Below are 23,033 nucleotides of genomic sequence, written 5' to 3'. Positions count from 1 at the left end.
TTTTCTCCTTGATTATTATGTAATATATATCTAATTATGATTATAGTTTTGTTAAACGAAAACAACTGAAGCGGTTAGCCGTGTTTTATTTGGAACTATTATCTTTTACGTCTGAATATTCTGTGTTCAACCATTGTGCCAACTATTCTTATTTGCTGGGTTAATGTGCTCATTGTTGTATAGTCAGTATTTAACGGAATTAGCTCAAATTGCATTCTTTCATGTTCATCATATCCTAACTCTCGATATTTCTTGAACATAGCTTCTGATTCGCCATTCATTGCAACAACAAATTCACCTGGAATAGGTTTAATGGCTGGCTCTATGATGACAACATCACCTTCTTTGAATTCGGGCTCCATTGAGTCGCCTTTTATTTGTAATGCAAATGCTTTATCTGATAATTCCAAAGATGTCATAATATATTCAAATCCCGTTGAATCTCTTAATTCGCATGATTCAGTCCAAACTCCCGCTTGTACATAACTAATTAAAGGTACTTGGCGAGCCTTTAGCGCTATAGGTTCTACATTTTTTACTTCTTTCTCTTTTCCGCTTAATAGCCATGCCATATCACATTTAAGAGCAACAGATATTTCATATAAATAGCGAGTTTTTTTCACTTCTCCACTTTCAATCGCTTGATAAGATTGTTGTTTTATTCCAACTTGTGAAGCTACTTGTTCCTGCGTTAAGTTCAATTCTTCTCGTCTGGCTCTGATTCGTTGACCAAGATTATTCATTTTAAAAATCTCCATTGTTATAAAAAAATAATAGATAAATCTGTAATTTACAAACAGAATAAACTGTTATTTAATACAGTTATAACTGTTAATATTTAGTAAGGGCAAATATGACAATTGGAGAGCGAGTTAAACAAAAAAGGATAGAACAAAATATAAGTCAATCTCTTTTAGCTAATTTGGTTGGTATGAAACAGCAGTCAATTAGTGATTTGGAGTCTGGAAACATTGAAAAGCAAGAAATATTGTAGAAATTGCAAAAGTCTTAAACTGTTCTGGTGAGTGGTTGTATTACGGAAATAAAACTGATTACTGAGGCGCAAATGAGAATAACGTCTTTTATTAATAACTCCAAATGTATTGAGTGGGATTTAACAATGCAACAAAGGGCGTTGTTTGATCTGCTGAATCAGCTTCATACTTGGGCTGAACCTGTTGCTATTGATGGTGAAATTTATTATTGGGCTTCAAAGCAGATGATCTGCAATGAAATACCGCTCGCTTATAACAAGATTGATACTGTTTATCGTGCATTAAAAACATTACGAGAGAAAGGGCTGATTAATTATAGAAAACATGGCGAAAAAGATTGTATTTCATTAACAGCAAAAGGTAAGGGTTGGAACTCGGAAATAAATCCGACATATAAGAATACTAATATAAATAATACTAAGATCAGTAATATTAAAAAAATAAATAAAAATGGTTTGGATTTATCCTGTTTTGAACAACAACCAAGCGAATAAGTTTGGAATGATTTTGTTGAACATCGAAAAAACAAAAAAGCGAAATTCACGTAAACCGCGTTGAATTTGTTAATTAAACAGGCTAACGCATATCTAGTGCTTGTACACACAACTGACGAGGTGTTAGTTGAATGTATGGTGATAGGGGGAGATTGACTTTAAAGCTGATTTGCTACAAAACTACAATAATTTTCGACTCACCAAAACCAATCAATCACTGTTTAGCTCAATGTATGACGATGTGAGTTGGATACATGAGATGGGTAATGAGATATAAAAAATATCTCCGAATTAGTCAAAATTGGAATTGATGACGTTGCCAAAGCTTTTAATTTATTTTGTGAGCAATTGATTATTATTTTTCCTGCATCATCCGCAGTTTTGAAAGATGAAAACTCAAGGAAAGCCTTCAAGCAGCAATGGTTATAAGCATTCAAGGAAAACGGAATAACTAAACTGGAATATTTGCGAGCGGGGCTAAAAGTGGCTAGAGCGCAAAATAACGACTTTTTACCGTCTACAGGTAAATTTATTGGGTGGTGTAAGCAAGGAATATCTGAACAGATAAGACCACACCAGCGGAACTAATTAGGATGTTAATGGGTTTTAGCGCTCAAAGGGGAATTATAGAGGCTGAGAATTACCCGTTTTCAAATAACGCTTGTTATTGGCTAGTTACAGATTTGATGAGTGAATCGAGAGAGTATTTTATCTAAAAAGATTTATTGGAACAAACTCGTATAGCGTTATCAGAAATGACAAAAAATTATTAATGGGGGAGAAATATCGAAACAAGTTAAACGAATTAGTAGTGAGCCAATTTCTATAACGCTAACGCGAAAAGAATCATTTAATTGAATACAAGAAATTAAGCGCAAGTGTTGATTTGCATATAATCATTAGTAGCTAGATACAAACAGCGGTAAGTTTATCTAGACGTTATCTGATAACTATATCAAAATTAAAATTAAAATGATTTTACCTTATAACAAGATTTTATTGCGAAACATCATAGCGATGAATATGTGATTATTAGCTAATATGGGACAATTAGTAAAAAAATTACTATTGTTAAAGAAAATCATTAATCATTTGATATGACCAGAATTTTAATGTTAATCTAACAATTAGTAAGCTTATGGTATTGGTTTTATCCATTAATATAGGTGAGATAAGTCTATACTTGAGTTTTAATTTTACTGTATATTTGCTATATATGTTGAGTTATTTCATCTATTAGGAATCAGGTCATATGATTTTAGGTAATATCAATCATTTAGCTTTAATCCCTTATTTGCCAGCTAAAATAAAACAATCTATTGAATATATAAAAGATAATGTAAACCATAACACGCCTGTTGGACGATATGATATTGATGGTGATAATATCTTTTTTATACTGTCTGATAGTACATCACGTGATATTGATGAAGCCAATCCTGAATATCATAAAAAATATATTGATGTACAAATTGTTTTAGAAGGGCAAGAGGGGATGGCCGTTAATACATTACCGCCTTATACCAAAGTAATTGATGATCAAATCGAAACAAATGACATTGCTTTTGTTGAAACGCCTGAAGAAGAAAAATTAATAATTATGCAACAAAATGATTTTATTGTTTTTTTTCCTTATGAGGTACATAAGCCTTTATGTTCAATAAAAAAAAATGTTGCAATTGTTCGTAAAGTTGTGGTAAAAATAGCAACTGAAAATTTTGTTTGATGTTTGTTGTCAGCATAACAAAAGTTATATTGTACTACTGTGACTGAATGTTATGCTGAGTCTTTTTTACTTTCCTTTTCCACTTATTGTTTAATAATAATTTAGTTAATTATTATTAAACTTATTATAACCAATCTAGTCTATTCTAATATCGCCAAAGTTATTCGTTAACTTTTATCGAACTTTATTAATTTTTATCTTTTTCATGACTTGTATTTACCTATTTTTATGACCATATTAGCTTAATCAGGACTAATAGTTAGACTAAAGGCTTTCTGATAATATATTCTTATTGAAGAGTACTTTTGTACTATATTTCATCAGCTATCACTGGTATAATGTACAGTTGGTTTTCACTTTAATTGTTTAAAAAACAAACTTAAGAAGAGATCTATGTCAATTAAAGATATCGATATTCGCGGCGCAAGAACGCACAATTTAAAAAATATTAATGTGATTATTCCTCGAAATAAGCTAGTTGTAATTACTGGACTTTCTGGATCAGGTAAATCTTCATTAGCATTTGATACCCTTTATGCTGAAGGGCAACGGCGCTATGTTGAATCACTGTCGGCTTATGCACGCCAGTTTTTATCCTTAATGGAAAAACCTGATGTTGATCATATTGAAGGGCTATCACCGGCAATTTCAATTGAACAAAAGTCTACCTCACATAATCCTCGCTCTACTGTCGGAACCATTACTGAAATTTACGATTATCTTCGCTTGCTGTTTGCTCGAATTGGAGAGCCACGTTGTCCGAACCATAATTTACCATTAGCTGCACAAACTGTATCGCAAATGGTTGACAGTATTATGGTTTTACCACCTGAAAACCGTTATATGCTACTTGCTCCCGTCGTTACCGAGCGTAAAGGTGAATTTGTTAAACTTTTTGAACAACTTGCTGCCAGTGGTTATATTCGGGTAAGAGTAGATGGCGATGTATATGATTTATCTGATCCGCCTCAACTTGAATTGCAAAAGAAACATAGTATAGAGGTTGTTGTTGACCGTTTTCGAATTCGTGATGATCTAAAATTACGTCTTGCTGAGTCTATAGAAACAGCATTAGCTATTACTAATGGCATCATTAAAGTAGCAAATTTGGATGATCCTAAAGCCAAAGAGCAGTTATTTTCTGCTAATTTTGCTTGCCCAATTTGTGGCTATAGTATTTCGGAATTAGAGCCTCGGTTATTTTCATTTAATAATCCTGTAGGCGCTTGTCCTGGGTGTGATGGCTTAGGTGTTCAACAATATTTTGATCCTAAACGAATTGTTTTAATGCCAGAAGTATCCTTGGCTGCAGGGGCGATTAAAGGTTGGGATCGTCGAAATTTTTATTATTTTCAAATGCTAAAATCATTAGCAGATCACTATAAATTTGATATTGATAAACCTTTTGAACAATTGCCTGAAAAAATTAAAGATATTTTATTAAATGGCTCAGGAAGTACCGAAATACAATTCGTTTATACTAATGATCGCGGTGATGTGGTTAAGCGTAAGCATGTTTTTGAAGGTATTGTTAATAATTTAACACGCCGTTACAAAGAAACGGAATCACAAACTATTCGTGAAGAACTTGCGAAATTTATCAGTAACCGATCTTGCCCAAGTTGTAAAGGCTCAAGATTATGTGCCACAGCTAGACATGTTTTTATTAATGATACTAATTTACCAACAATTAGTGATTTAAGTACTCAGCAGGCAAAAGAGTTTTTCGATAAATTATCTTTAAAAGGGCAAAGAGCACAAATAGCAGAAAAGATCTTAAAAGAGATTAATGATCGTTTGCAGTTTTTGATTAATGTCGGGCTTAATTATTTAACTCTTTCTCGTTCTGCTGAGACATTATCGGGCGGTGAAGCTCAACGTATTCGTTTGGCTAGTCAAATTGGTGCAGGGCTTGTTGGTGTGATGTATGTGTTGGATGAGCCCTCTATCGGATTGCACCAGCGTGATAATACCCGTTTAATTAGTACGTTGACACATTTGCGTGATTTAGGTAATACCGTTATTGTGGTTGAACATGATGAAGAAGCTATTTTGGCTGCTGATTATGTGATTGATATTGGTCCTGGTGCTGGTGTCCATGGTGGTGAGGTGGTGGCACAAGGCACGCCAAAACAAATTATGGCATCGAAAACATCACTAACAGGAAAATATTTATCTGGTAAAGAAAAGATTGAGATTCCTGCCGAGCGCACTAAAGTGGATAAAAAAAGGGTGTTGTCGCTTATTGGTGCCACTGGTAATAATCTTAAAAATGTTACATTAAATATTCCTGTTGGATTATTTACTTGTATTACTGGTGTGTCAGGTTCGGGAAAATCAACTTTAATTAATGATACTTTATATCCGTTAGCCCAAAATGAGTTAAATGGCGCTGAAAAAAGTGATATTGCTCCTTATAAGTCAATTAAAGGACTTAACTTTTTTGATAAAGTGATCGCAATTGATCAGAGTCCGATAGGACGTACACCTCGTTCAAACCCTGCAACTTATACTGGATTTTTTACCTCTATTCGTGAGCTTTATGCAGGTGTGCCAGAATCACGTGCAAGGGGGTATAACCCTGGTCGCTTTAGCTTTAATGTTAAGGGTGGTCGTTGTGAGGCATGCCAAGGCGATGGTTTAATTAAGGTTGAAATGCACTTTCTACCGGATATTTATGTACCTTGTGATCAGTGCCATGGCGCACGTTATAACCGCGAAACGCTTGAGATCAAATATAAAGGTAAGTCTATCAACGAGATCTTAAATATGACAGTAGAAGAAGGAAGAGAGTTTTTCGATGCAGTACCAATGATCTCCCGTAAGTTACAAACATTAATTGATGTTGGGCTTGCTTATATTACTATTGGACAATCAGCCACAACTTTATCAGGCGGCGAGGCACAAAGGGTAAAACTTGCAAAAGAGTTATCTAAACGTGATACAGGCAGTACTTTATACATATTAGATGAGCCAACAACTGGATTACATTTTGCTGATGTTAAACAATTGCTTGCGCAATTACATACATTACGTGATAAAGGTAATACTATTGTTGTTATCGAACATAATTTAGATGTGGTAAAAACAGCTGATTGGATTGTAGATTTAGGGCCAGAAGGTGGTAATGGTGGTGGCGAAATTATTGCTGAAGGTACGCCAGAAGAAGTAGCTAAATCGAAATTATCTTACACTGGTCAATATTTAAAACCATTATTAGATAAACAAAAAAGAAAGTAAAATATATTTAATTTTTTATTAAAGAGTTAAGCAAGAAAGGGAGGCAACTCCCCAACTTTTATTTATTCTTTAATGAATATCGATAATAAGTTTGTAAATAAAGCTATTTTGGTTATTTAAGTTTTTAATCGATATTTTAATCAGAAAATGGGTATAACTAAGGAGGGTATTTTGACATTACAAGTTGTATTGATGATCATCATCGCCTATCTTTGTGGCTCATTGTCTGGCGCAATGATTATCAGTCAAGTTATGAAATTGCCTAATCCTTTAACTCATGGATCGCACAATCCAGGTACAACAAATATTCTTCGAATCAACGGTAAATTACCAGCAATTATTGTATTATTTTTTGATATGTTTAAGGGGACAATACCTGTATATATTGCTTATCGATTTGGTATTTCGCCTTTCTTTTTAGGCATTATTGGTATTGCCGCTTGTCTTGGTCATATTTTTCCTTGTTTTTTTCATTTTAAAGGTGGAAAAGGTGTTGCCACAGCTTTGGGAATAATGGCGCCTATTGGGCTTGATTTTACTGGGTGTTTTATTTTAACTTGGCTGGTTGCGTTATTGATAACTCAATATTCTTCTGTTGCTGCAATTATAGGTTTTTTGTTAGCGCCACTTTATGTTTGGTTGTTTAAACCTGAATTGACTTTACCAGTAACAATGCTTTCTTGCCTTATTATTATTCGCCATAGTAGTAATATTATGCGTTTATTGAAAGGAGAAGAACCTAAAAGCTTAAGGCGATGAAATGGTAATTTAGTTATATAAGTTAGATTCCAATCTGGCTATAAATTGTTTTGTGAAAATTTTCTAATTGCTGTGAATTTGTCATCGTCTAGATTTCAGTTTTATTTGCTAATAACGTTGGTAACTTCATCTTTTGCTGTGGTAGGAAAGAACGGTGTCGAGCATGATAAATTGAAGATCAGTGATATTCTGTTTTGTTTAAATTCTTTATTTTAGTATGCCAAAAGAATAGGCTTTCATAAAATAAAACGAACAAAGTCAGAGCCATTCTGAAAATTTATTGTTCTTTGCCATAAATTCTTATTAATTTATCGAGTTATCTAAAAATTTTATTTTTAACTTGATGATCCTGAATATCTTGTTTATAAGATTCTTCATTCACTAAAAATAGAGTTGTATCGCTTGCTAAAACAGCCTTTTGTAAGCGTAATTTATCTTGCTCATTAAGATGCTTAATGCAAGCAACAATATAACTACAATTTTTACTTTGTAATGCCTTTTCAATTGTTGAAACTAAATTTTCATTTTTCAAGTTGGCTATATGGATTACTTTTTGTTTATCGAGTCCAGCAGTGTTAATCCATGAACGTTTTAACATTGGTTTTTCAGAAAGCCATAATTGCCATTTTTTTTCTTTATTGAATGTCCTTAATAATATGCGTTGTTGTTGTAATACTTGTTGAAAAGGCGATTCAAAATGGATAGCCAAAAGTTGTTGTGTGGAATGTTCAATAAGCATAATAAATCCAATACTGTGTTTGCATACAGTGTATATTAGTACAGTATTTTAGGGTTGTAAACTCTATTTATGATTATTTTTTATGTAATTTATTAATTGAATTATTTTAAGATCTCAAATATTGATACGATAAAATACCTAAATATGTCATTAAAACTGAACCAATCACATGAATCAATATTGTTGCTAACCCCCAAAATATTCGATCTTCTAGTAAAAAGTTAACGACCTCGGCAGAAAAGGTTGAAAAAGTTGATAAGCCACCACAAAAACCTGTTATTACCAATAACCGCCATTCAGGAGAAAGGTTAGAGTGATTAAAAAAGGCAATTGCAAAGCCGATAATATAGCCAGCAACTAAATTAGATAGCAATGTACCTAGTGGAATAGTAAAAGCAATAATATTGAGTTTAAGAGATAAGAACCAACGCATTAATCCCCCAGCTACTGAACCGACTGAAATGGCTAAAATCAGTTTTAACATAATGATATATCCTTGACTATACTCTGAAATATGAATTTGTTATCGCTATAGATAATAAGTGATTGGAAAATATGTAAAAGATCATACCAGTAGAAAATAGAAATAGGAAATCTTAATCAAATTGAGGTAGAATATTCAATATTAAGAAAAATTGAGGTATCTCTATGTTTACAGGTATTGTTCAGGGCGTTGCTCAAATTATTGATATTTTAGATCAAGATAAATTGCGAACTTACAAAATAAAATTACCTTGTCATTTAACCCAAGATTTACAAATTGGTGCTTCTATAGCTAATGACGGCTGTTGTTTGACGGTAACTGGATTTGATCAGGATTGGGTTTCCTTTGATATTATGCAAGAAACGCTTGCTTTAACAACTTTAGGCAATAAAAAGCTTAATGATTTTGTCAATATTGAACGTAGTGCAAAATATGGCGATGAAGTGGGTGGACATATTATGTCTGGTCATATTTCATGTATGGCAACAATTGCCAATATTAAAAAAACAGCAACTAACTGTCAAATAACTTTAGAACTTCCTAGGCAATTTATGAAATATGTTTTATATAAAGGATTTATTGGTGTTGATGGTGCAAGTTTGACTGTTGGCGAAGTTAATAACAACGGCTTTAATATTCATTTAATTCCTGAAACATTAGCAATTACAACCTTGGGTACCAAAAAAGTAGGGGATAGAGTTAATATCGAAATTGATTCGCAAACTCAAGCTATCGTTGATACAGTTGAACGTATTCTTGCAGCAAAAGGTAATAAAATTCAGTAAACTTTATTTAAATAAAGTGTGCTGATTGTTTTTAATTTGATTTAGTATAATAGGTTTAATGAAAATCAATCAGTACAGTTTAACTATTTTATTCTAAAAATAATAACGCTAGTTTAGCTTTTTTGAATGCATGAGAATAATCTTTATTATTTCCTTTTAGGAAAGGAGGGGGATCCTAGTCATTTTCAATAACTTTCATTTCTTTGAGCGTTTTAGGTTTTCATTAAAATTTTTATAAATTAAAATAGTATATTACATTACTTTGTTATTAGAGTGTATTGTTTGCCCGATAAAGGCTCAATGATGATTTTAATATCATTTTAATTTTTTAAATGTTTATAGATTAATGATAGTAAAAAGCCTATACCATTTAGGCTGTAATGATATAGGCGATGATTAATTTCATTTGAATAAATTAATAATAACCAAAGAAATTTTTGAAGAATTCTTTTTTAGTCATTGTGTTACCATTAATGTAGGTTTCTTCACGATCTCTTGAGTAGTCAATGTCAGTAAAAATTCCTTTAACATTATCTTTTTTTAACGTAATAAATGGTATATTGTTATTTGCGTATAAAGATGCCATCAATTCAAGGTGTTTACTTGTTTTGTTAACTTCCTCTGATGTTACTGTAGTATCAGACGGTTTTTCAATTTGTGCAAGAAAATGAGCAATGATTCTGAATGGAGCATCAATTTTTAATTTTATTGATTTAACTTGATCGATGTCCTCTAACAACAGTGAACCAGTGCTACCAAGTATATCGATATCACCACTAACGTTGATATCGCCTTCTTCATTGTGCCAGTTTAAGCTTTTAATTGAAAATTTCATATTTGTTTGTGTATTTTCATCTAATTCAGGCATATCTTGATTAGAATATAAAGGATAGTTAATGAATTTCGGAACAATGCCTTCATAATTAAAATCAAATACACCTGAACCTAAATTTTGCTTACCAAATATAATAGAATTAATATTTGTACTCAATGATCCATTTGCCATTTTTATATTGTTTAATTGACCATTTTGTTTTATTGATAATTGATTTATTTGAATTAATGGTAATTCTTGTTTTAGTGTGTTTTCTTTTCTTATTTTTATTTTTTGAAAGCTGGTGTCATTTTTATAACTTGAAATAGTAAAATTTCCATTTCTGTTGATATTAAATGTATAGTTTCCTTGATTTTCAATATTATCAGAATCCAAGTTTATCAATTCATTTGTATTTTCAGTATTAATATGAAGATTGCCGATATTTATTTTATAATCAACATTAGAGCTATTATTAGAGGTTGCTGATATGTTTAATTTTTCCATGGAAAAAAAATTATTTTTATCTAATGCGTAATTCAATTTAGCAAATTGCGCGGTTGATGATATGCAACTTAGGCTTTCATCTCCTTCAAAAGATAATTGACCTTTAGAGATATCTAATTGACCATCTAATGAATCTATTTCATTATTGGTTAAAGTGATAGCTTTATTAATAAGTTTGAATGTTAAATATTTACCATAACTTATTCCTAGATGTGCATTGATTAAAGAACTATTACCAGCAATTTTCCAAAGTTTTGGCGATGTTTCTTCATTCATTTCATATTCAATCCAAGCCATTTGTGGTTTTAAAATACCATTTTTAATTGCAGAAAGGGGGAATGGACCATGATGAATGGTAATATCATCATCAAACACTTTTAAAGGCTTTTCGTTTGGTTCTGTTTTATCTTTCGGTAAGAGGGTAATAATAAGATGTAATTTTGTAGAAAAGATATTTCTTTCATAGTTGCTTTTGGTAATATTAAGGTTATAAAGATCCTGATTTTTATTCGCTATATCAGTAATTTTCGAAAGATTATTATCGATATCACTTTCAATAGCTTTACCTGTGTGCCATGAGGTAAAAATAGTTCCAACTCCTAATACTGCAATAATGCCAACAGCTAAGATACTTTTTTTCATTGTGATTCTCTACTAGTTCATAATATTTTAAAGGTTATTTCATATTGAGGAATATCAGTAGTCAACAAATTATATATACTTTATAAGCGAAATAGATGATTTGTATTTATTCTGATTTCATTAATTTTAATCGATCTTCGTCTGTTTATCGACTATTTTGTCCTTTTAGCATATATTTTTATGGTTGTCTTTCTATTATTTGATTAATGATATTATTTTAGTATTCATTTTTAAGTAGAATAGGGTAATAAAAACTTGCGGTTGTAATGGCTCTATTAAAAAATTTCGTAGAGAAATATTTGTTATCACAGGTCTTTGTATTACTTTTTATAAATTATGGGATATACGCAAGCCTCCAAAGTTTGAATTATGTTTTTTGCAATTTGACATTCAAATCATGCTATTTGTGCACAAAATATCCTTTTGTTAGTCCAACAATGAGAATTGTTCATGGTGAATAGTCATTATCATCAAATACAAAGGTTAGCTTAGTAGTTTATTATAAAGTGACAATGTAACTTTTGATGTTGATATTCATTTAACCACAATTAATTTGCTTAACCACTTAATTTAGTTTACTATCGATATCATTTTTGTAGTATTTTATTTATGTCACGTTGTTCCAATATATCTAATCTCTCATATAGCAATGGTGCCAAAAGCTAATGTATCCTTTTTACTCATCACATTTTATATTTTTTAAACTTCATAAGTTATACTTGATGCTGAGAAAAATCAGTCAACAATTGTTTAATATATTCAATACGATCAGTTCTTTGTAGTTCAGATTTTTGCAATTTCAATCGATTTGAACTCTCTAAACGATAATATTTTGGTTGTTTTTGAATAATTTCAATCAAGTAATCAACTGACACTTTATTATCACTGCCGAATTCAATATAACCGCCTTTTTCGCCAAATTCGATTTTAGTAATGCCTAATTGGGTTGCGTGATAACGGATTTTGGTGGTTTCTAGTAAAAAAAGCACTGCATCGGGCAATTTACCAAAACGATCTCGCATTTCAACTTGAATATCGGTGAGTTCGGTAAGATCGGTGATACTCGCAATACGTTTATACAGTGATAAACGCGTATTAACATCGGGAATAAAATCATCAGGAATAAGTGTTGGTAAGCGTAACTCAATTTCTGTTTGTTGATTATTGAGTAATGATTCAAGTGTTGGCTCTTTACCTTCTTTTAGTGATTTAACGGCCTCATCAAGTAGCTCAATATAAAGGTTAAAGCCAATTGTCTCAATTTGACCGCTTTGATCGCTGCCTAATAACTCACCAGCACCTCGAATTTCAAGATCGTGTGTGGCTAGAGCAAAACCTGCACCTAAATCTTCAAGTGAGGCAATTGCTTCTAGGCGTTTTTTGGCATCTTTAGTGAGTAATTTAGGATGTGGGGTTAATAGATAAGCATAAGCCTGATGATAAGAACGTCCAACTCGTCCTCTGAGCTGATGTAATTGGGCTAAACCAAATTTATCGGCACGATCAATGATAATGGTATTGGCATTAGGAATGTCGATACCAGTTTCAACAATGGTTGTACAAACAAGTATGTTAAAACGTTGATGATGAAAGTCATTCATTACGCGCTCTAAGTCGCGTTCATGCATTTGTCCATGACCAATGGTAATTCGTGCTTCGGGCACCAGTTCTGCCAGTTTTTCGCTTACTTTTTCGATATCAGAAATATCATTGTGTAAATAATAAATCTGACCACCACGTAAAATTTCACGTAAAATGGCTTCTCTAATCACGAGATCATCATATTCTCGAACAAAGGTTTTCACTGCTAATCGGCGAGCTGGAGGGGTCGCAATAATAGAGAGATCCCGCATACCACTCATTGCCATGTTGAGGGTTCTTGGAATTGGAGTTGCGGTTAGTGTTAGAATATCAATGTTTGCTCGCATTGCTTTAATTCGTTCTTTTTGGCGGACGCCAAAACGATGTTCTTCATCAACAATCAACAAGCCTAAATCTTTCCATTTGATATCTTCTTGTAACAATTTATGTGTGCCAATTACAATATCAATTTTGCCTTCACCAAGAGCTTCTATAATATTTTTTTGTTGTTTGGCGGTTTTGAATCGAGACAGGCTTTCTATGCGAACTGGCCAGTTTGCAAAGCGATTACAAAAGCTTTCGTAATGTTGTTCTGCAAGTAAAGTTGTAGGAACTAAAACTGCTGTTTGTTTATGATTAATAACGGCTAAAAAAGCAGCGCGGATCGCTACTTCTGTTTTACCAAATCCAACATCACCACAGACTAATCTATCCATGGCATAAGGAGAGCACATATCGCCAATTACTGCCCCAATAGCATTTTGTTGATCATCAGTTTCTTGATAAGGAAACCCTTGGCAAAATAGTTCATACTGCTCTCGGTCTTGTTTAAATTCAAACCCGGGTTTACTTTCACGTTCAGCGTAAATATCGAGTAATTCAGCAGCAACATCTCGTACTTTTTCGGCCGCTTTTTGCCGTGCTTTACTCCAAGCATCAGTACCTAATTTATTCAATGGTGCGTTTTCTTCATCGCCACCAGAATAACGGCTAATTAGATTTAATGATGAAACAGGAACATAAAGCTTGGTGTCATTGGCATATAATAGAATAAGATATTCAGCCGTAATCCCGCCTGTTTCTAATGTGGTAAGTCCTGCATATCGACCAACGCCATGTTCTAAATGGACAACGGGTTTGCCGGGTGTTAGCTCAGCTAAACTACGAATAAGTGAATCAGTATTGATAGCTTGTTTATTTTCTTTTTTGCGACGAACTACTCGCCGTCCTAATAGCTCATTTTCAGTAATAAAGGCAAAATTATCTTGCTGATTGATAAAGCCTTGTTCACTAGCTCCAACAATTAAATAAAATCGGCTATCACTGTTTTTTCGTTCATCAAGTAAATCGATAGTAGTGGGATGAATACGAATTCGTCCAAGAATTTCTTGTAAAGCCTCTTTGCGTCCTTCTGATTCAACCGAAAAGATGATTGTTCCTGCAAAATTTTCAACAAATTTTTGAAATTGCAAATAAGGATCTTTTTGTTGGATCTCAATAGCAATATTAGGTAATGCTACATAAGGCAAATTAACGTTTTTATTTGATTCTGTCGTTATTGCATGCGATAAAACCATTCTTGGGTAGTTTTTGAAATTGGCAAAAATCTCGTCAGTTTTAGACCAAATAACATTTGGTGCAAGTAATGGTCGCATAGGATCGACTTTGCGGCTTTCATAACGTTGGGTAATATCTTGCCAATATTTATTAGCATATTGTTCAATATTAACTGTATTGATAATTAAGCTATTTGCTAAAAAATAAGAGAATAGAGATGTCAATGGTTCGTTAAAAAATAGCGCTTGCCAATATTCAATACCGGTTGGCAAAATATTTTTACTAACTTGTTGATAGATGCTTTCTGAGTCTAATCTAACCTCAAATTGTTCTCGCCATTGACTACGAAACAACTCAATAGCTGTTTTATCAAAAGGAAACTCATGGGCTGGTAGCAATTGTATTTCAGCAATTTCATCAAAGGTACGTTGAGTTTCGACATCAAAAGTACGGATACTGTCGATTTCATCATCAAAAAAATCAATGCGATAAGGCTTATCACTGCCCATGGGGTAGATATCAAAAAGCGCTCCACGAGTAGCATATTCACCATGCTCCATAACTTGGCTGACTGAACGATAGCCAGCATTTTCAAGTTGAAGACGTAAATGTTCTCGGCTAATTTGTAAGCCTTTTTTCATCATAAAAACATGTCCACCCAAATAACTTTGTGGGCAGACTTTTTGCATTAAGGTATTAATGGGTAAAATTAACGCCCCTTTGGTTAAATGTCCAAGATGATAAAGGCAAGATAAGCGTTCTGATACGATATCTTGATGAGGAGAAAAACTGTCATAAGGCAATGTTTCCCAATCTGGAAAGATAATAGAAGGAAAGGATGTAAACTGCTTTACTTCTTCATGAATGCGCGAGGTTTGTTGCATATCATCAGTGACAATCACAACGATACCCTCATGTGCATTTATAGCTTGAGCGCAAAATTGTGATAAGGAAGAGCCAACTAGCTGCCCAATTTGCTTTACTTCACCTGATTTTTGAGGAATTAAGTTTGAAATATTAACTTTTTTAGACATGATGAGTTCGTTGATGTCGCTGAAAATTTATCATCAGATTATAACGTAAATATATGGTTGTTTTCTAGAACAGATTAATCCTGTATGATAAACATCTTGCGTTTAACAGACAGACTTTGTAAAAAAGTTTTAGGTACTAATATTACGTTTATGTCAAAAATATTTCGCCCCTTAGTTTTTTATATTGGTTTGCGCTATGTCTATGGGCAAAAAATGGATGGTTTTGGTCGTTTTGTTTCATGGCTATCAATGATCGGAATTATGCTTGGTTCACTAGGGTTGATCTTGGTTTTGTCGGTTATGAATGGTCTTGAAGATCAAATGCAAGGTAGCATTTTAAAATTTTTACCACAGGCACAAATAACATCCTCTTATGGCAGAATTGATTCAACTATGATTGTTAATCAGCAATTCAAAACGCTTAAAGGTGTTAATCGTATTACGCCTTTAGTTACCAGTGATGTGATATTGCAAAGCGAACAAAGTATTACGGTAAGTACGTTAATGGGGATTACCGCAGAAGATAACGATCCTATTAATAGCTATATTTACAGTGGTTCGGTGTTTGATCTTCAAGCTGGTAAATATAATGTGATTCTTGGGCAAAGTTTAGCCAATCAACTTGGTGTGACGATTGGAGATAAAATTCGCTTAATGGTCACCGATGCAAGTCAAATTACCCCAGTTGGACGCATACCTTCACAACGTTTGTTTAATATTTCAGGTTTATTTTCGGTGAATCATGATATTAATCAATCTTTAATTTATGTTAATCAAAACGATGCTAAAAATTTATTACGTTATCCGGCTAACAATATTACTAGTTGGCGGCTTTTTTTAGATCAACCATTAAATATTACATCGGTTGTTAACGAGCCATTACCAGAAGGGTTAATATTTAAAGATTGGCGTACGAAACGAGGCGAATTGTTTCAAGCCATAAAAATGGAAAAAACTGTTATGAGCTTGCTAATTAGCCTGATTGTGATTGTGGCTGCTTTTAATATTATAACGTCATTAAGTTTATTGGTTATGGAGAAACAAGGCGAAGTTGCAATTTTGAAAACGCAAGGCTTATCGCGTTTTAAAATTATGTTAATTTTTATTATTCAAGGCGCAAGCTCAGGTGTGATTGGTACGCTATTAGGTAGTACTATTGGGCTTTTATTGGCGTTTAATTTAAATGAATTTATGCAAGCATTTGGGCTATCCTTTGCTGGTATTTTATTACCTTCATTGGTTGAACCTATACAAATTGTTTTTATTATTGTTGGACTACTTACGTTATCGTTAGTTTCTACCGTTTACCCTGCCTATCGCGCAGCTAATATTCAACCTGCTGAGGCATTACGTTATGAATAATCTTGAAATACTTCTTTCTGCCAGAAATCTTTGTAAAACATATAAAGAAGGCAAAATGATAACTGAAGTTTTGAAAAATGTGTCATTTGATATTTACTCAAAATCATTGTTAGCAATTATTGGCAGTTCTGGATCAGGTAAGAGTACATTATTGCATCTTCTTGGAGGGTTGGATAAACCTACATCAGGTGAGATTGTATTTAAAACACAATATTTAAATCGATTGTCTGAACAAGAAAAAGCTCAACTACGCAATCAAGAAATTGGTTTTGTTTATCAATTTCACCACCTATTGCCTGACTTTACCGCACTTGAAAATGTAGCGATGCCACTATTAATTGGCGGTATTTTACCTAACGAAGCTAAAAAACGGGCTATGGCAATGCTAGAGTCGGTTAATTTAGTCAAACGAGCAAATCATCGCCCTTCCGAGCTGTCTGGCGGAGAACGCCAACGAGTGGCAATAGGGCGTGCATTAATTAATAACCCCGCTTTAGTAATGGCTGATGAGCCAACAGGTAACCTTGATAAATCAACAGCGGATTCTATTTTTGAGCTACTGATTAAATTAAATCGTGAACATGGCACTGCGTTTTTGGTTGTTACACATGATCTTGAATTAGCTAATAAACTTGATAAGCAATGGGTGATGAGAGATGGTCAACTTACTGATGATAGCGCATCATCAAATAACAATTAATGGATAATTAATATGAATTTATCTTTAATTACCGCCATAAAATTTCGAAAAGGGCGTCGCAAAAGTGGTATGGTGTCGTTAATTTCGATTATCTCAACACTCAGCATTGCTATTGGTATTGCGGCATTAATTATTGGTTTAAGTGCTATGAATGGTTTTGAACGTGAATTACACAATCGAGTGTTATCGGTAGTGCCACATGGACAATTCTATCCAGAGTACGGCAATTTAGATAATTGGCAACATGTTCAACAAGAACTTAAAAACAATAGTAATATTGTATCAGCCTTGCCATTTGTTAATTTTACTGGATTAATTGAAAACGGTAGCAAACTTGGTGCAGTGCAAGTACAAGGCCTTGACCCTGAACAAGAAATGCAAGTAAGTTCACTACCGAATTATGTGCTGAATAATAAATGGCAAAATTTTAAGGCAGAAAATCAACAAGTGATTATTGGTGCTGGCTTGGCTAAATCATTGTCTGTTCAAGAAGGGGGATGGGTTTCATTATTAATTCCTGTGTCAAGTAATCAAAATCAGCTCAAACCTCCTAAAAGAGTGCGTTTGCAAGTTGTTGGTATTTTGGAATTGAGTGGTAGTTTAAGTAATAATCTTGTTTTAATTCCATTAACTGATGCACAAAAACTTCTTGACATTGGTGACAGTGTCACTGGAATAATGGTTAATGTTGATCAGGTTTATAATGCTAATCAAATTTTAAACCACGTAGCTTTAAATCTTGATGAAAATTTGATAGTTAATAGTTGGGAAAAATCCTATGGTTTTATGTACCATGATATCCAAATGATAAGGAAAATTATGTATTTAGCGATGATTGTTGTTATTGGTGTAGCTTGTTTTAATATTGTGTCTACCTTAGTTATTGCAGTAAAAGATAAACAACGGGATATCGCAATATTAAAAACATTAGGTGCCACAAATCAATTAATTAAACATATCTTTATTTGGTACGGCGTGATCTCTGGTGTAATTGGTAGTCTAATCGGCGTGATTTTAGGCGTGGTAATTGCGTGGCAACTTTCAAATATTATTGAGATCTTTGAGTCATTAATTGGACACAAATTTTTAAATAGTAATATTTATTTTGTCGATTTCTTGCCTTCTGAGATCCATATGATGGATATTGTAATTGTTTTTATAACAGCGTTGTTGTTAAGTTTAATTGCCAGCTATTACCCGGCAAGAAGAGCATGTAAAATCGATCCTGCACGAATTTTAAATAGTTTTTAGTTTTTCTATACTAAAAACTATTTAAACATAATGTATTGTGTACGTTTAATTGTTAATGTGATTATGCTTTTAATAGTATAATTGGAAATTGTCAGGAAGTTTAAAATGCATGTAACCCATATATAACCCCAATGCCGTAATAAAGTATAAAATGCTAATTAATACAAAGGTGAGTCTATTTGGATAGTGAAACACTTTAATACAAAAAGATATTAATAAACCTAAAATAAATCCTGAAATTGCCCCTCCTAAATGAGCCATATTATTTATGGATGGCAGCATACCTAACCCAGCAGTAAGGATTAAAGAGGCGATTATTGCTTTAATAGGCATATTTTCTAAATTCGTCCGATTAACCAAGCTGTAACCGAGTAAAGCAGTAATTAAACCTAAAATTGATCCTGATGCGCCACAACTAATGACAGCATTTTGTATAGTTGCTATGTCGCTTGTTAAGCTACTAATTAAACCAGTAAGGAAATAAATACCAATAAAGACAAATTTTGGTATATGTTTTTCTAACACTGTACCAACACTTAGCAATGCCAGCATATTCATTACTAAATGCGAGATATTGGTATGCATGAATATGCTAGTTAACATCCGCCAATATTGGCCAGAAAAGGTTAATAGTGATACATCGGCCCCCCAATCAATAAGAAATATGCCTTCTAAAGTATCGTTAAAACTACGACTATCGAACAATCTTGATATAGTAAACCATATAATGTTGATAATTATTAATGTGCTAGTTACTTTTGCTTGGCGTCCTAAATAAAATAAATTTTGTAGAATGTTCATCTAGGTAAGGATCCTTATCAATGAATCAAAATGCGGTTAATATATTTGGCCGTTAGTCAAATTGTTTTCCTAGGATATACATAATTTGAAACAGCTTCGTTTCCAACATTTCTTGCAAATTGTTCAATCTCGTTAATAGTAAATTTTCCAATTTTTTACCACGAAAATCTTTAGGAATGTACAAGCTGATTTCAGTCGTTTTATTATAAGAATGATTGAATTATATATCTCAACAATAAACGGTAAATTTTCTAATGTGGCATTACTGTATTTAATCATGGAGTTAGAAATTAAAGGTTGATAAAGTTAATTGTAATTAGATTATCGATATGAAGCAACAAATGAATTATGGCTAAACTTTGGCACTTAAGATTGTAGCTAATATATTAATTTTTAGTTTAGCAAAACGATTCAAATCGTTAGTAATTTTAGAACTAAATAAACGATTTTTATGGAAAAATTAATTGTTTTAACTATATGATAAAAATAATCTTATTTTATAAATTGGATTGTTTCTTTTATAATCATTTTTTCTTATAAAAATAAAATTATGTGTAGGAAAATATGATGAAAGGATATATGAAAGAACTTTATTATGCTTTTAAGCCAGAACAGGTATCATTTTTATTTGATCATCATTTAAAATTAGTATCAAAAGAGCCCGAGTTGTCTTAGAAGCCTAAAGAAGAATAATGACATTGGTTAACCTGTTAATTGTTTTACCATTATTAATCTATTTATATGGTTTTATTTTTGGAATAAATAAACTGTTAGAGCAAAATATTATTATATTAATGTTTGTCAATATCGCACTGATATATTTGATTATAAGTCATTACATAACAATCTTTATTGAGATAAGGAGATTGAAAAAATTTTATAGTAAATTCAAATGACCAGTTGAAAACTACTATGCATTTTTTAGGAAAGTATCTTGTTTAAGTATGCTAAAATGGAAGGAATATTCTGCTTAGATGGTTTTATGTGCATTAGGGCAAACTCAAATATTCTTTCTTTTAATTTTTGTCTAGCAGGAACACCAAAAGGTAACATGTTAAAATAATATTATCCGTGTTTAGGTACTTTTTATGTTTTGATTAATGGCGATGAGCAAATACAAGTATTGATAAAGGCTGTAAGTAAGAAGATTGGGGATCCAATTAAACTTAGATGATTCTTGTATCTTGGTATCTGTATTGATATGTTATTTTTAATAGGAAGTTTTCTACAGTAGTCAATTTTTGATGTTTGCATCTCGTCAATGTAATATAATATGTCCAAAGCTCATATAGAAATCTTTATTTTAAGACTTTCAACCTAAATTTATTAGTTTATAGATAAGATGACAGCACTGTTATAACGCTTAACTTATTATGTAAATATCATTTATTTTATATATCTATTTTCAAGCTTGCTGCATAACTGACTATTTTATAAAATGAATTAGCAGTAGATTAATCATTTAACTCTTTGTTTAAATGACTAATCGAAAATAGGTGTTAGCTTAGTGACAAGTTACAATTCAATAACCACTCGTCCACGCGTAATATCACAGATGTTTTTCTTTAAAATTAGTGAGTTATCTGGGGTAATTGCAATGCTTACTTTTACTCCTTCAACATCAAAATCCTGATTTTCAATAATGGCATTGAGTTCTTTAAGTCGATTTTCGATAATAGACCACTCATTGTAATAGCAATGAAATTGCAATGGAATGCGGGTGATTAGCTTTATTAGTTCTGCTTGTTGCAGACAGTGGCTAGCTGAACCACCATAAGCTCGAATCAAACCGCCAGTACCCAGTTTTATGCCTCCAAAATAGCGTGTTATCACCACTACAATTTGATCACAGTCTTGCCCTTCAATGGCGGATAAAATAGGTCTCCCTGCAGTACTGGTTGGCTCGCCATCGTCATTAAAACGATATTGTTGACCAATTTTCCATGCCCAGCAGTTGTGAGTGGCGTTAGGGTCGCTTATTTGATTAATAAAGTCGGTGGCTTGTTCAGCTGATGTGACTGGCGCTGCATTGACAATAAAACGACTTTTTTTGATTTCTTCTGTTAACTCGGTAGGATTTGCTAATGTATATGGCATGCTAATTCTGATAAAATCAATCTATTGGAATAATGATACTGAACAGAATAAAAATGTCTATCAATTTAGAACAATTAATGCAAACACAGCAGGCGTTAGCCAAGCAGGTTAAATGCGATGATGATTTTAATTCGTCAATAAATTACGTTGGTGGTACTGATGTCGGTTTTGAAGATAATGGCAATATTACTCGAGCGGCAATCGTTATTTTGCGTTATCCAACTTTCGAGGTTGTTGAGTATCATATTGCTCGAATCGAGACAGGGTTTCCTTATATTCCTGGTTATTTGTCTTTTCGAGAATACCCTGCGCTACTTGCCGCTTGGCAACAGGTAACACAGAAGCCAGATTTGTTGTTCGTTGATGGGCAAGGTGTTGCTCATCCTCGGCGTTTAGGTATTGCAAGCCATTTAGGTTTGTTGTTAGATATGCCAACAATTGGTGTTGCTAAAAAAAGGCTTTGCGGTCAATATAAAATATTACCTAAGCAAGCAGGTAATGTAACACCTTTACAAGATAAGCAAGAACAGATTGGTTGGGTTTTATGTAGTAAAAATAATTGCAATCCTTTATTTATTTCAACAGGTCACCGAGTAAGTCATGATAGTGCTTTAAAATGGGTTAATTTATGCTTGCGGGGCTATCGTTTACCTGAACCAACACGTTGGGCTGATGCGATTGCGTCGAATAAACCATTATTTAAGAAATTTTTATATGACAAATAATCATCAAAAGCCTTTAAAAAAAGGAGGTTTTACTTTTAAACGTTTTTTTGTTGCACACGACAAAAGCCCTATGCAAGTAACTACTGATAGTTGTTTACTCGGCGCTTGGGCGCCAATTCCCTCTGAATTGCACCGTGTGCTCGATATTGGTAGTGGTTGTGGTGTAATCGCTTTGATGCTAGCACAGCGTTTAGAAAACCAGATTTGCCAAATCGATGCAATTGATATTGATAAAGCCGCTGTAAAACAATGTCAGAAAAATATAAAGCGAGCAGGATTTCAATCGATCATTGTACAACAAGCAGATATCAATCAATTTCAAGTCGGTATTACCTCTTTTTATGATTTGATTGTGACCAATCCACCTTATTTTGCATCAGCAGTTGAATGTAGGAATGCTTCAAGGCAGTTAGCCCGCTATACAGAAAGTTTGAATTTTCATCAACTCATTGATACAGTTAAAAGATTATTGAAACCTCAAGGGGTATTTTGTTTGGTTTTGCCATTTAATTTATCTAATCAGTTCAGGTTGCAGAGTGAATCAAACCAACTATATTTACAACAAGTAATGAATGTAAAGTACAATGCTAACAAGGATTTTTCATTGTCATTAATGGCATTTTCATTAAGTAAAAAGGATAATATTTTAATACAGCAACTTTGTATGCGTGATGATAATGGATGTTATTCCCAAGAATTTAGAAAATTATTAGCCGAATTTTATTTGTTTCGAAAATAAC

The 23,033-nt window shown here is 32.8% G+C and carries 19 protein-coding genes and 1 pseudogene; 13 read left to right on the top strand and 7 right to left on the bottom strand.

Annotation, left to right across the window (positions count from 1 at the left end; all coding sequences use genetic code 11):
• Nucleotides 1–98 precede the first annotated feature (98 nt).
• Nucleotides 99–743 (bottom strand): LexA family protein, encoded by a 645-nt coding sequence (locus A9G48_RS03495; protein WP_065575786.1) that lies wholly within the window; start codon nt 741–743, stop codon nt 99–101.
• Nucleotides 744–853: 110 nt separating this feature from the next.
• Here A9G48_RS03495 and A9G48_RS03490 point away from each other — a divergent pair, with 110 nt between their 5' ends.
• The 7 genes and pseudogenes from A9G48_RS03490 to plsY all read left to right on the top strand — a co-directional run bounded on the left by A9G48_RS03490 (nt 854) and on the right by plsY (nt 7,214).
• A complete protein-coding gene (locus A9G48_RS03490) occupies nt 854–994 on the top strand; it encodes a helix-turn-helix domain-containing protein (protein WP_141672950.1) in 141 nt (46 codons plus the stop codon).
• Between the two features lie 72 nt (nt 995–1,066).
• Entirely contained in the window at nt 1,067–1,489 is a 423-nt protein-coding gene (locus A9G48_RS03485; RefSeq protein WP_034946132.1) for a hypothetical protein, read from the top strand.
• Between the two features lie 441 nt (nt 1,490–1,930).
• Nucleotides 1,931–2,077: pseudogene (locus A9G48_RS12120) on the top strand (replication protein P); the annotation flags it as partial.
• The gene (locus A9G48_RS12115) at nt 2,077–2,205 is read left to right on the top strand and encodes a hypothetical protein (protein ID WP_442902648.1); all 129 of its coding nucleotides are present in this window, start codon (nt 2,077–2,079) and stop codon (nt 2,203–2,205) included. The pseudogene A9G48_RS12120 and the gene A9G48_RS12115, both read left to right, overlap by 1 nt.
• 536 nt (nt 2,206–2,741) lie before the next feature.
• Nucleotides 2,742–3,215 (top strand): YhcH/YjgK/YiaL family protein, encoded by a 474-nt coding sequence (locus tag A9G48_RS03480; protein WP_065569074.1) that lies wholly within the window; start codon nt 2,742–2,744, stop codon nt 3,213–3,215.
• 399 nt (nt 3,216–3,614) lie between these two features.
• Nucleotides 3,615–6,455, top strand: a complete 2,841-nt coding sequence (uvrA, locus tag A9G48_RS03475) for an excinuclease ABC subunit UvrA (protein ID WP_141672953.1) — start codon at nt 3,615–3,617, stop codon at nt 6,453–6,455.
• A 171-nt stretch (nt 6,456–6,626) separates the two neighbouring features.
• Nucleotides 6,627–7,214, top strand: coding sequence for a glycerol-3-phosphate 1-O-acyltransferase PlsY (plsY, locus tag A9G48_RS03470; RefSeq protein WP_065575784.1), 588 nt, complete (start codon nt 6,627–6,629; stop codon nt 7,212–7,214).
• A gap of 316 nt (nt 7,215–7,530) precedes the next feature.
• Here the strand turns inward: plsY and A9G48_RS03465 are convergent, their stop codons facing one another.
• Together A9G48_RS03465 and crcB are read right to left on the bottom strand one after the other, a co-directional pair.
• Complete coding sequence (locus A9G48_RS03465; protein ID WP_034945363.1) at nt 7,531–7,953, bottom strand: SulA-like leucine-rich domain-containing protein; 423 nt, start codon at nt 7,951–7,953, stop codon at nt 7,531–7,533.
• A 106-nt stretch (nt 7,954–8,059) separates the two neighbouring features.
• The gene (crcB, locus tag A9G48_RS03460) at nt 8,060–8,437 is read right to left on the bottom strand and encodes a fluoride efflux transporter CrcB (protein ID WP_034945366.1); all 378 of its coding nucleotides are present in this window, start codon (nt 8,435–8,437) and stop codon (nt 8,060–8,062) included.
• Between the two features lie 164 nt (nt 8,438–8,601).
• Here crcB and A9G48_RS03455 point away from each other — a divergent pair, with 164 nt between their 5' ends.
• Nucleotides 8,602–9,222 (top strand): riboflavin synthase, encoded by a 621-nt coding sequence (locus A9G48_RS03455; protein ID WP_034945369.1) that lies wholly within the window; start codon nt 8,602–8,604, stop codon nt 9,220–9,222.
• 415 nt (nt 9,223–9,637) lie between these two features.
• Here the strand turns inward: A9G48_RS03455 and A9G48_RS03450 are convergent, their stop codons facing one another.
• Nucleotides 9,638–11,185 carry a DUF945 family protein gene (locus A9G48_RS03450; RefSeq protein ID WP_065575783.1) on the bottom strand — a complete coding sequence of 516 codons (1,548 nt, stop codon included), beginning with the start codon at nt 11,183–11,185 and terminating at the stop codon, nt 9,638–9,640.
• Nucleotides 11,186–11,898: 713 nt separating this feature from the next.
• Nucleotides 11,899–15,357, bottom strand: a complete 3,459-nt coding sequence (gene mfd / locus A9G48_RS03445; RefSeq protein ID WP_065575782.1) for a transcription-repair coupling factor — start codon at nt 15,355–15,357, stop codon at nt 11,899–11,901.
• 159 nt (nt 15,358–15,516) lie between these two features.
• Between mfd and lolC the strand changes: the two genes are divergently transcribed.
• The 3 genes from lolC to lolE are packed head-to-tail and all read left to right on the top strand — an operon-like array spanning nt 15,517 to nt 18,670.
• Nucleotides 15,517–16,719 (top strand): lipoprotein-releasing ABC transporter permease subunit LolC, encoded by a 1,203-nt coding sequence (gene lolC, locus A9G48_RS03440; protein WP_065573952.1) that lies wholly within the window; start codon nt 15,517–15,519, stop codon nt 16,717–16,719.
• Complete coding sequence (gene lolD, locus A9G48_RS03435) at nt 16,712–17,419, top strand: lipoprotein-releasing ABC transporter ATP-binding protein LolD (RefSeq protein WP_065573943.1); 708 nt, start codon at nt 16,712–16,714, stop codon at nt 17,417–17,419. The genes lolC and lolD overlap by 8 nt, the downstream gene beginning before the upstream one ends.
• 12 nt (nt 17,420–17,431) lie before the next feature.
• The gene (gene lolE, locus A9G48_RS03430) at nt 17,432–18,670 is read left to right on the top strand and encodes a lipoprotein-releasing ABC transporter permease subunit LolE (RefSeq protein ID WP_034945380.1); all 1,239 of its coding nucleotides are present in this window, start codon (nt 17,432–17,434) and stop codon (nt 18,668–18,670) included.
• A 69-nt stretch (nt 18,671–18,739) separates the two neighbouring features.
• Here lolE and A9G48_RS03425 read toward each other — a convergent pair whose 3' ends face one another.
• The gene (locus A9G48_RS03425) at nt 18,740–19,471 is read right to left on the bottom strand and encodes a rhomboid family intramembrane serine protease (protein ID WP_034945383.1); all 732 of its coding nucleotides are present in this window, start codon (nt 19,469–19,471) and stop codon (nt 18,740–18,742) included.
• A gap of 1,515 nt (nt 19,472–20,986) precedes the next feature.
• On the bottom strand, nt 20,987–21,568 hold the full coding sequence (locus A9G48_RS03420; RefSeq protein WP_034945386.1) for an IMPACT family protein: 582 nt from the start codon (nt 21,566–21,568) through the stop codon (nt 20,987–20,989).
• 59 nt (nt 21,569–21,627) lie between these two features.
• Between A9G48_RS03420 and nfi the strand changes: the two genes are divergently transcribed.
• Nucleotides 21,628–22,293, top strand: a complete 666-nt coding sequence (nfi, locus tag A9G48_RS03415; protein ID WP_442903333.1) for a deoxyribonuclease V — start codon at nt 21,628–21,630, stop codon at nt 22,291–22,293.
• Nucleotides 22,283–23,032 (top strand): tRNA1(Val) (adenine(37)-N6)-methyltransferase, encoded by a 750-nt coding sequence (locus tag A9G48_RS03410; RefSeq protein WP_034945392.1) that lies wholly within the window; start codon nt 22,283–22,285, stop codon nt 23,030–23,032. The genes nfi and A9G48_RS03410 overlap by 11 nt, the downstream gene beginning before the upstream one ends.
• Nucleotide 23,033: the final 1 nt, after the last annotated feature.

Origin of the sequence: Gilliamella sp. wkB18 (assembly GCF_001690875.1) — a bacterium.
In the GTDB taxonomy this organism is placed as follows: domain Bacteria; phylum Pseudomonadota; class Gammaproteobacteria; order Enterobacterales; family Orbaceae; genus Gilliamella; species Gilliamella apicola_A.
This window is presented reverse-complemented; position numbering and strand designations above follow the sequence as displayed.

Bases quoted from the DNA above. Each gene is read 5' to 3' on its own strand.
- A9G48_RS03495 (WP_065575786.1), bottom strand. From the start codon at position 743: ATGAATAATCTTGGTCAACGAATCAGAGCCAGACGAGAAGAATTGAAC.
- A9G48_RS03490 (WP_141672950.1), top strand. From the start codon at position 854: ATGACAATTGGAGAGCGAGTTAAACAAAAAAGGATAGAACAAAATATA.
- A9G48_RS03485 (WP_034946132.1), top strand. From the start codon at position 1,067: ATGAGAATAACGTCTTTTATTAATAACTCCAAATGTATTGAGTGGGAT.
- A9G48_RS03480 (WP_065569074.1), top strand. From the start codon at position 2,742: ATGATTTTAGGTAATATCAATCATTTAGCTTTAATCCCTTATTTGCCA.
- A9G48_RS03465 (WP_034945363.1), bottom strand. From the start codon at position 7,953: ATGCTTATTGAACATTCCACACAACAACTTTTGGCTATCCATTTTGAA.
- crcB (WP_034945366.1), bottom strand. From the start codon at position 8,437: ATGTTAAAACTGATTTTAGCCATTTCAGTCGGTTCAGTAGCTGGGGGA.
- A9G48_RS03455 (WP_034945369.1), top strand. From the start codon at position 8,602: ATGTTTACAGGTATTGTTCAGGGCGTTGCTCAAATTATTGATATTTTA.
- A9G48_RS03450 (WP_065575783.1), bottom strand. From the start codon at position 11,185: ATGAAAAAAAGTATCTTAGCTGTTGGCATTATTGCAGTATTAGGAGTT.
- mfd (WP_065575782.1), bottom strand. From the start codon at position 15,357: ATGTCTAAAAAAGTTAATATTTCAAACTTAATTCCTCAAAAATCAGGT.
- lolD (WP_065573943.1), top strand. From the start codon at position 16,712: ATGAATAATCTTGAAATACTTCTTTCTGCCAGAAATCTTTGTAAAACA.
- lolE (WP_034945380.1), top strand. From the start codon at position 17,432: ATGAATTTATCTTTAATTACCGCCATAAAATTTCGAAAAGGGCGTCGC.
- A9G48_RS03425 (WP_034945383.1), bottom strand. From the start codon at position 19,471: ATGAACATTCTACAAAATTTATTTTATTTAGGACGCCAAGCAAAAGTA.
- A9G48_RS03420 (WP_034945386.1), bottom strand. From the start codon at position 21,568: ATGCCATATACATTAGCAAATCCTACCGAGTTAACAGAAGAAATCAAA.
- A9G48_RS03410 (WP_034945392.1), top strand. From the start codon at position 22,283: ATGACAAATAATCATCAAAAGCCTTTAAAAAAAGGAGGTTTTACTTTT.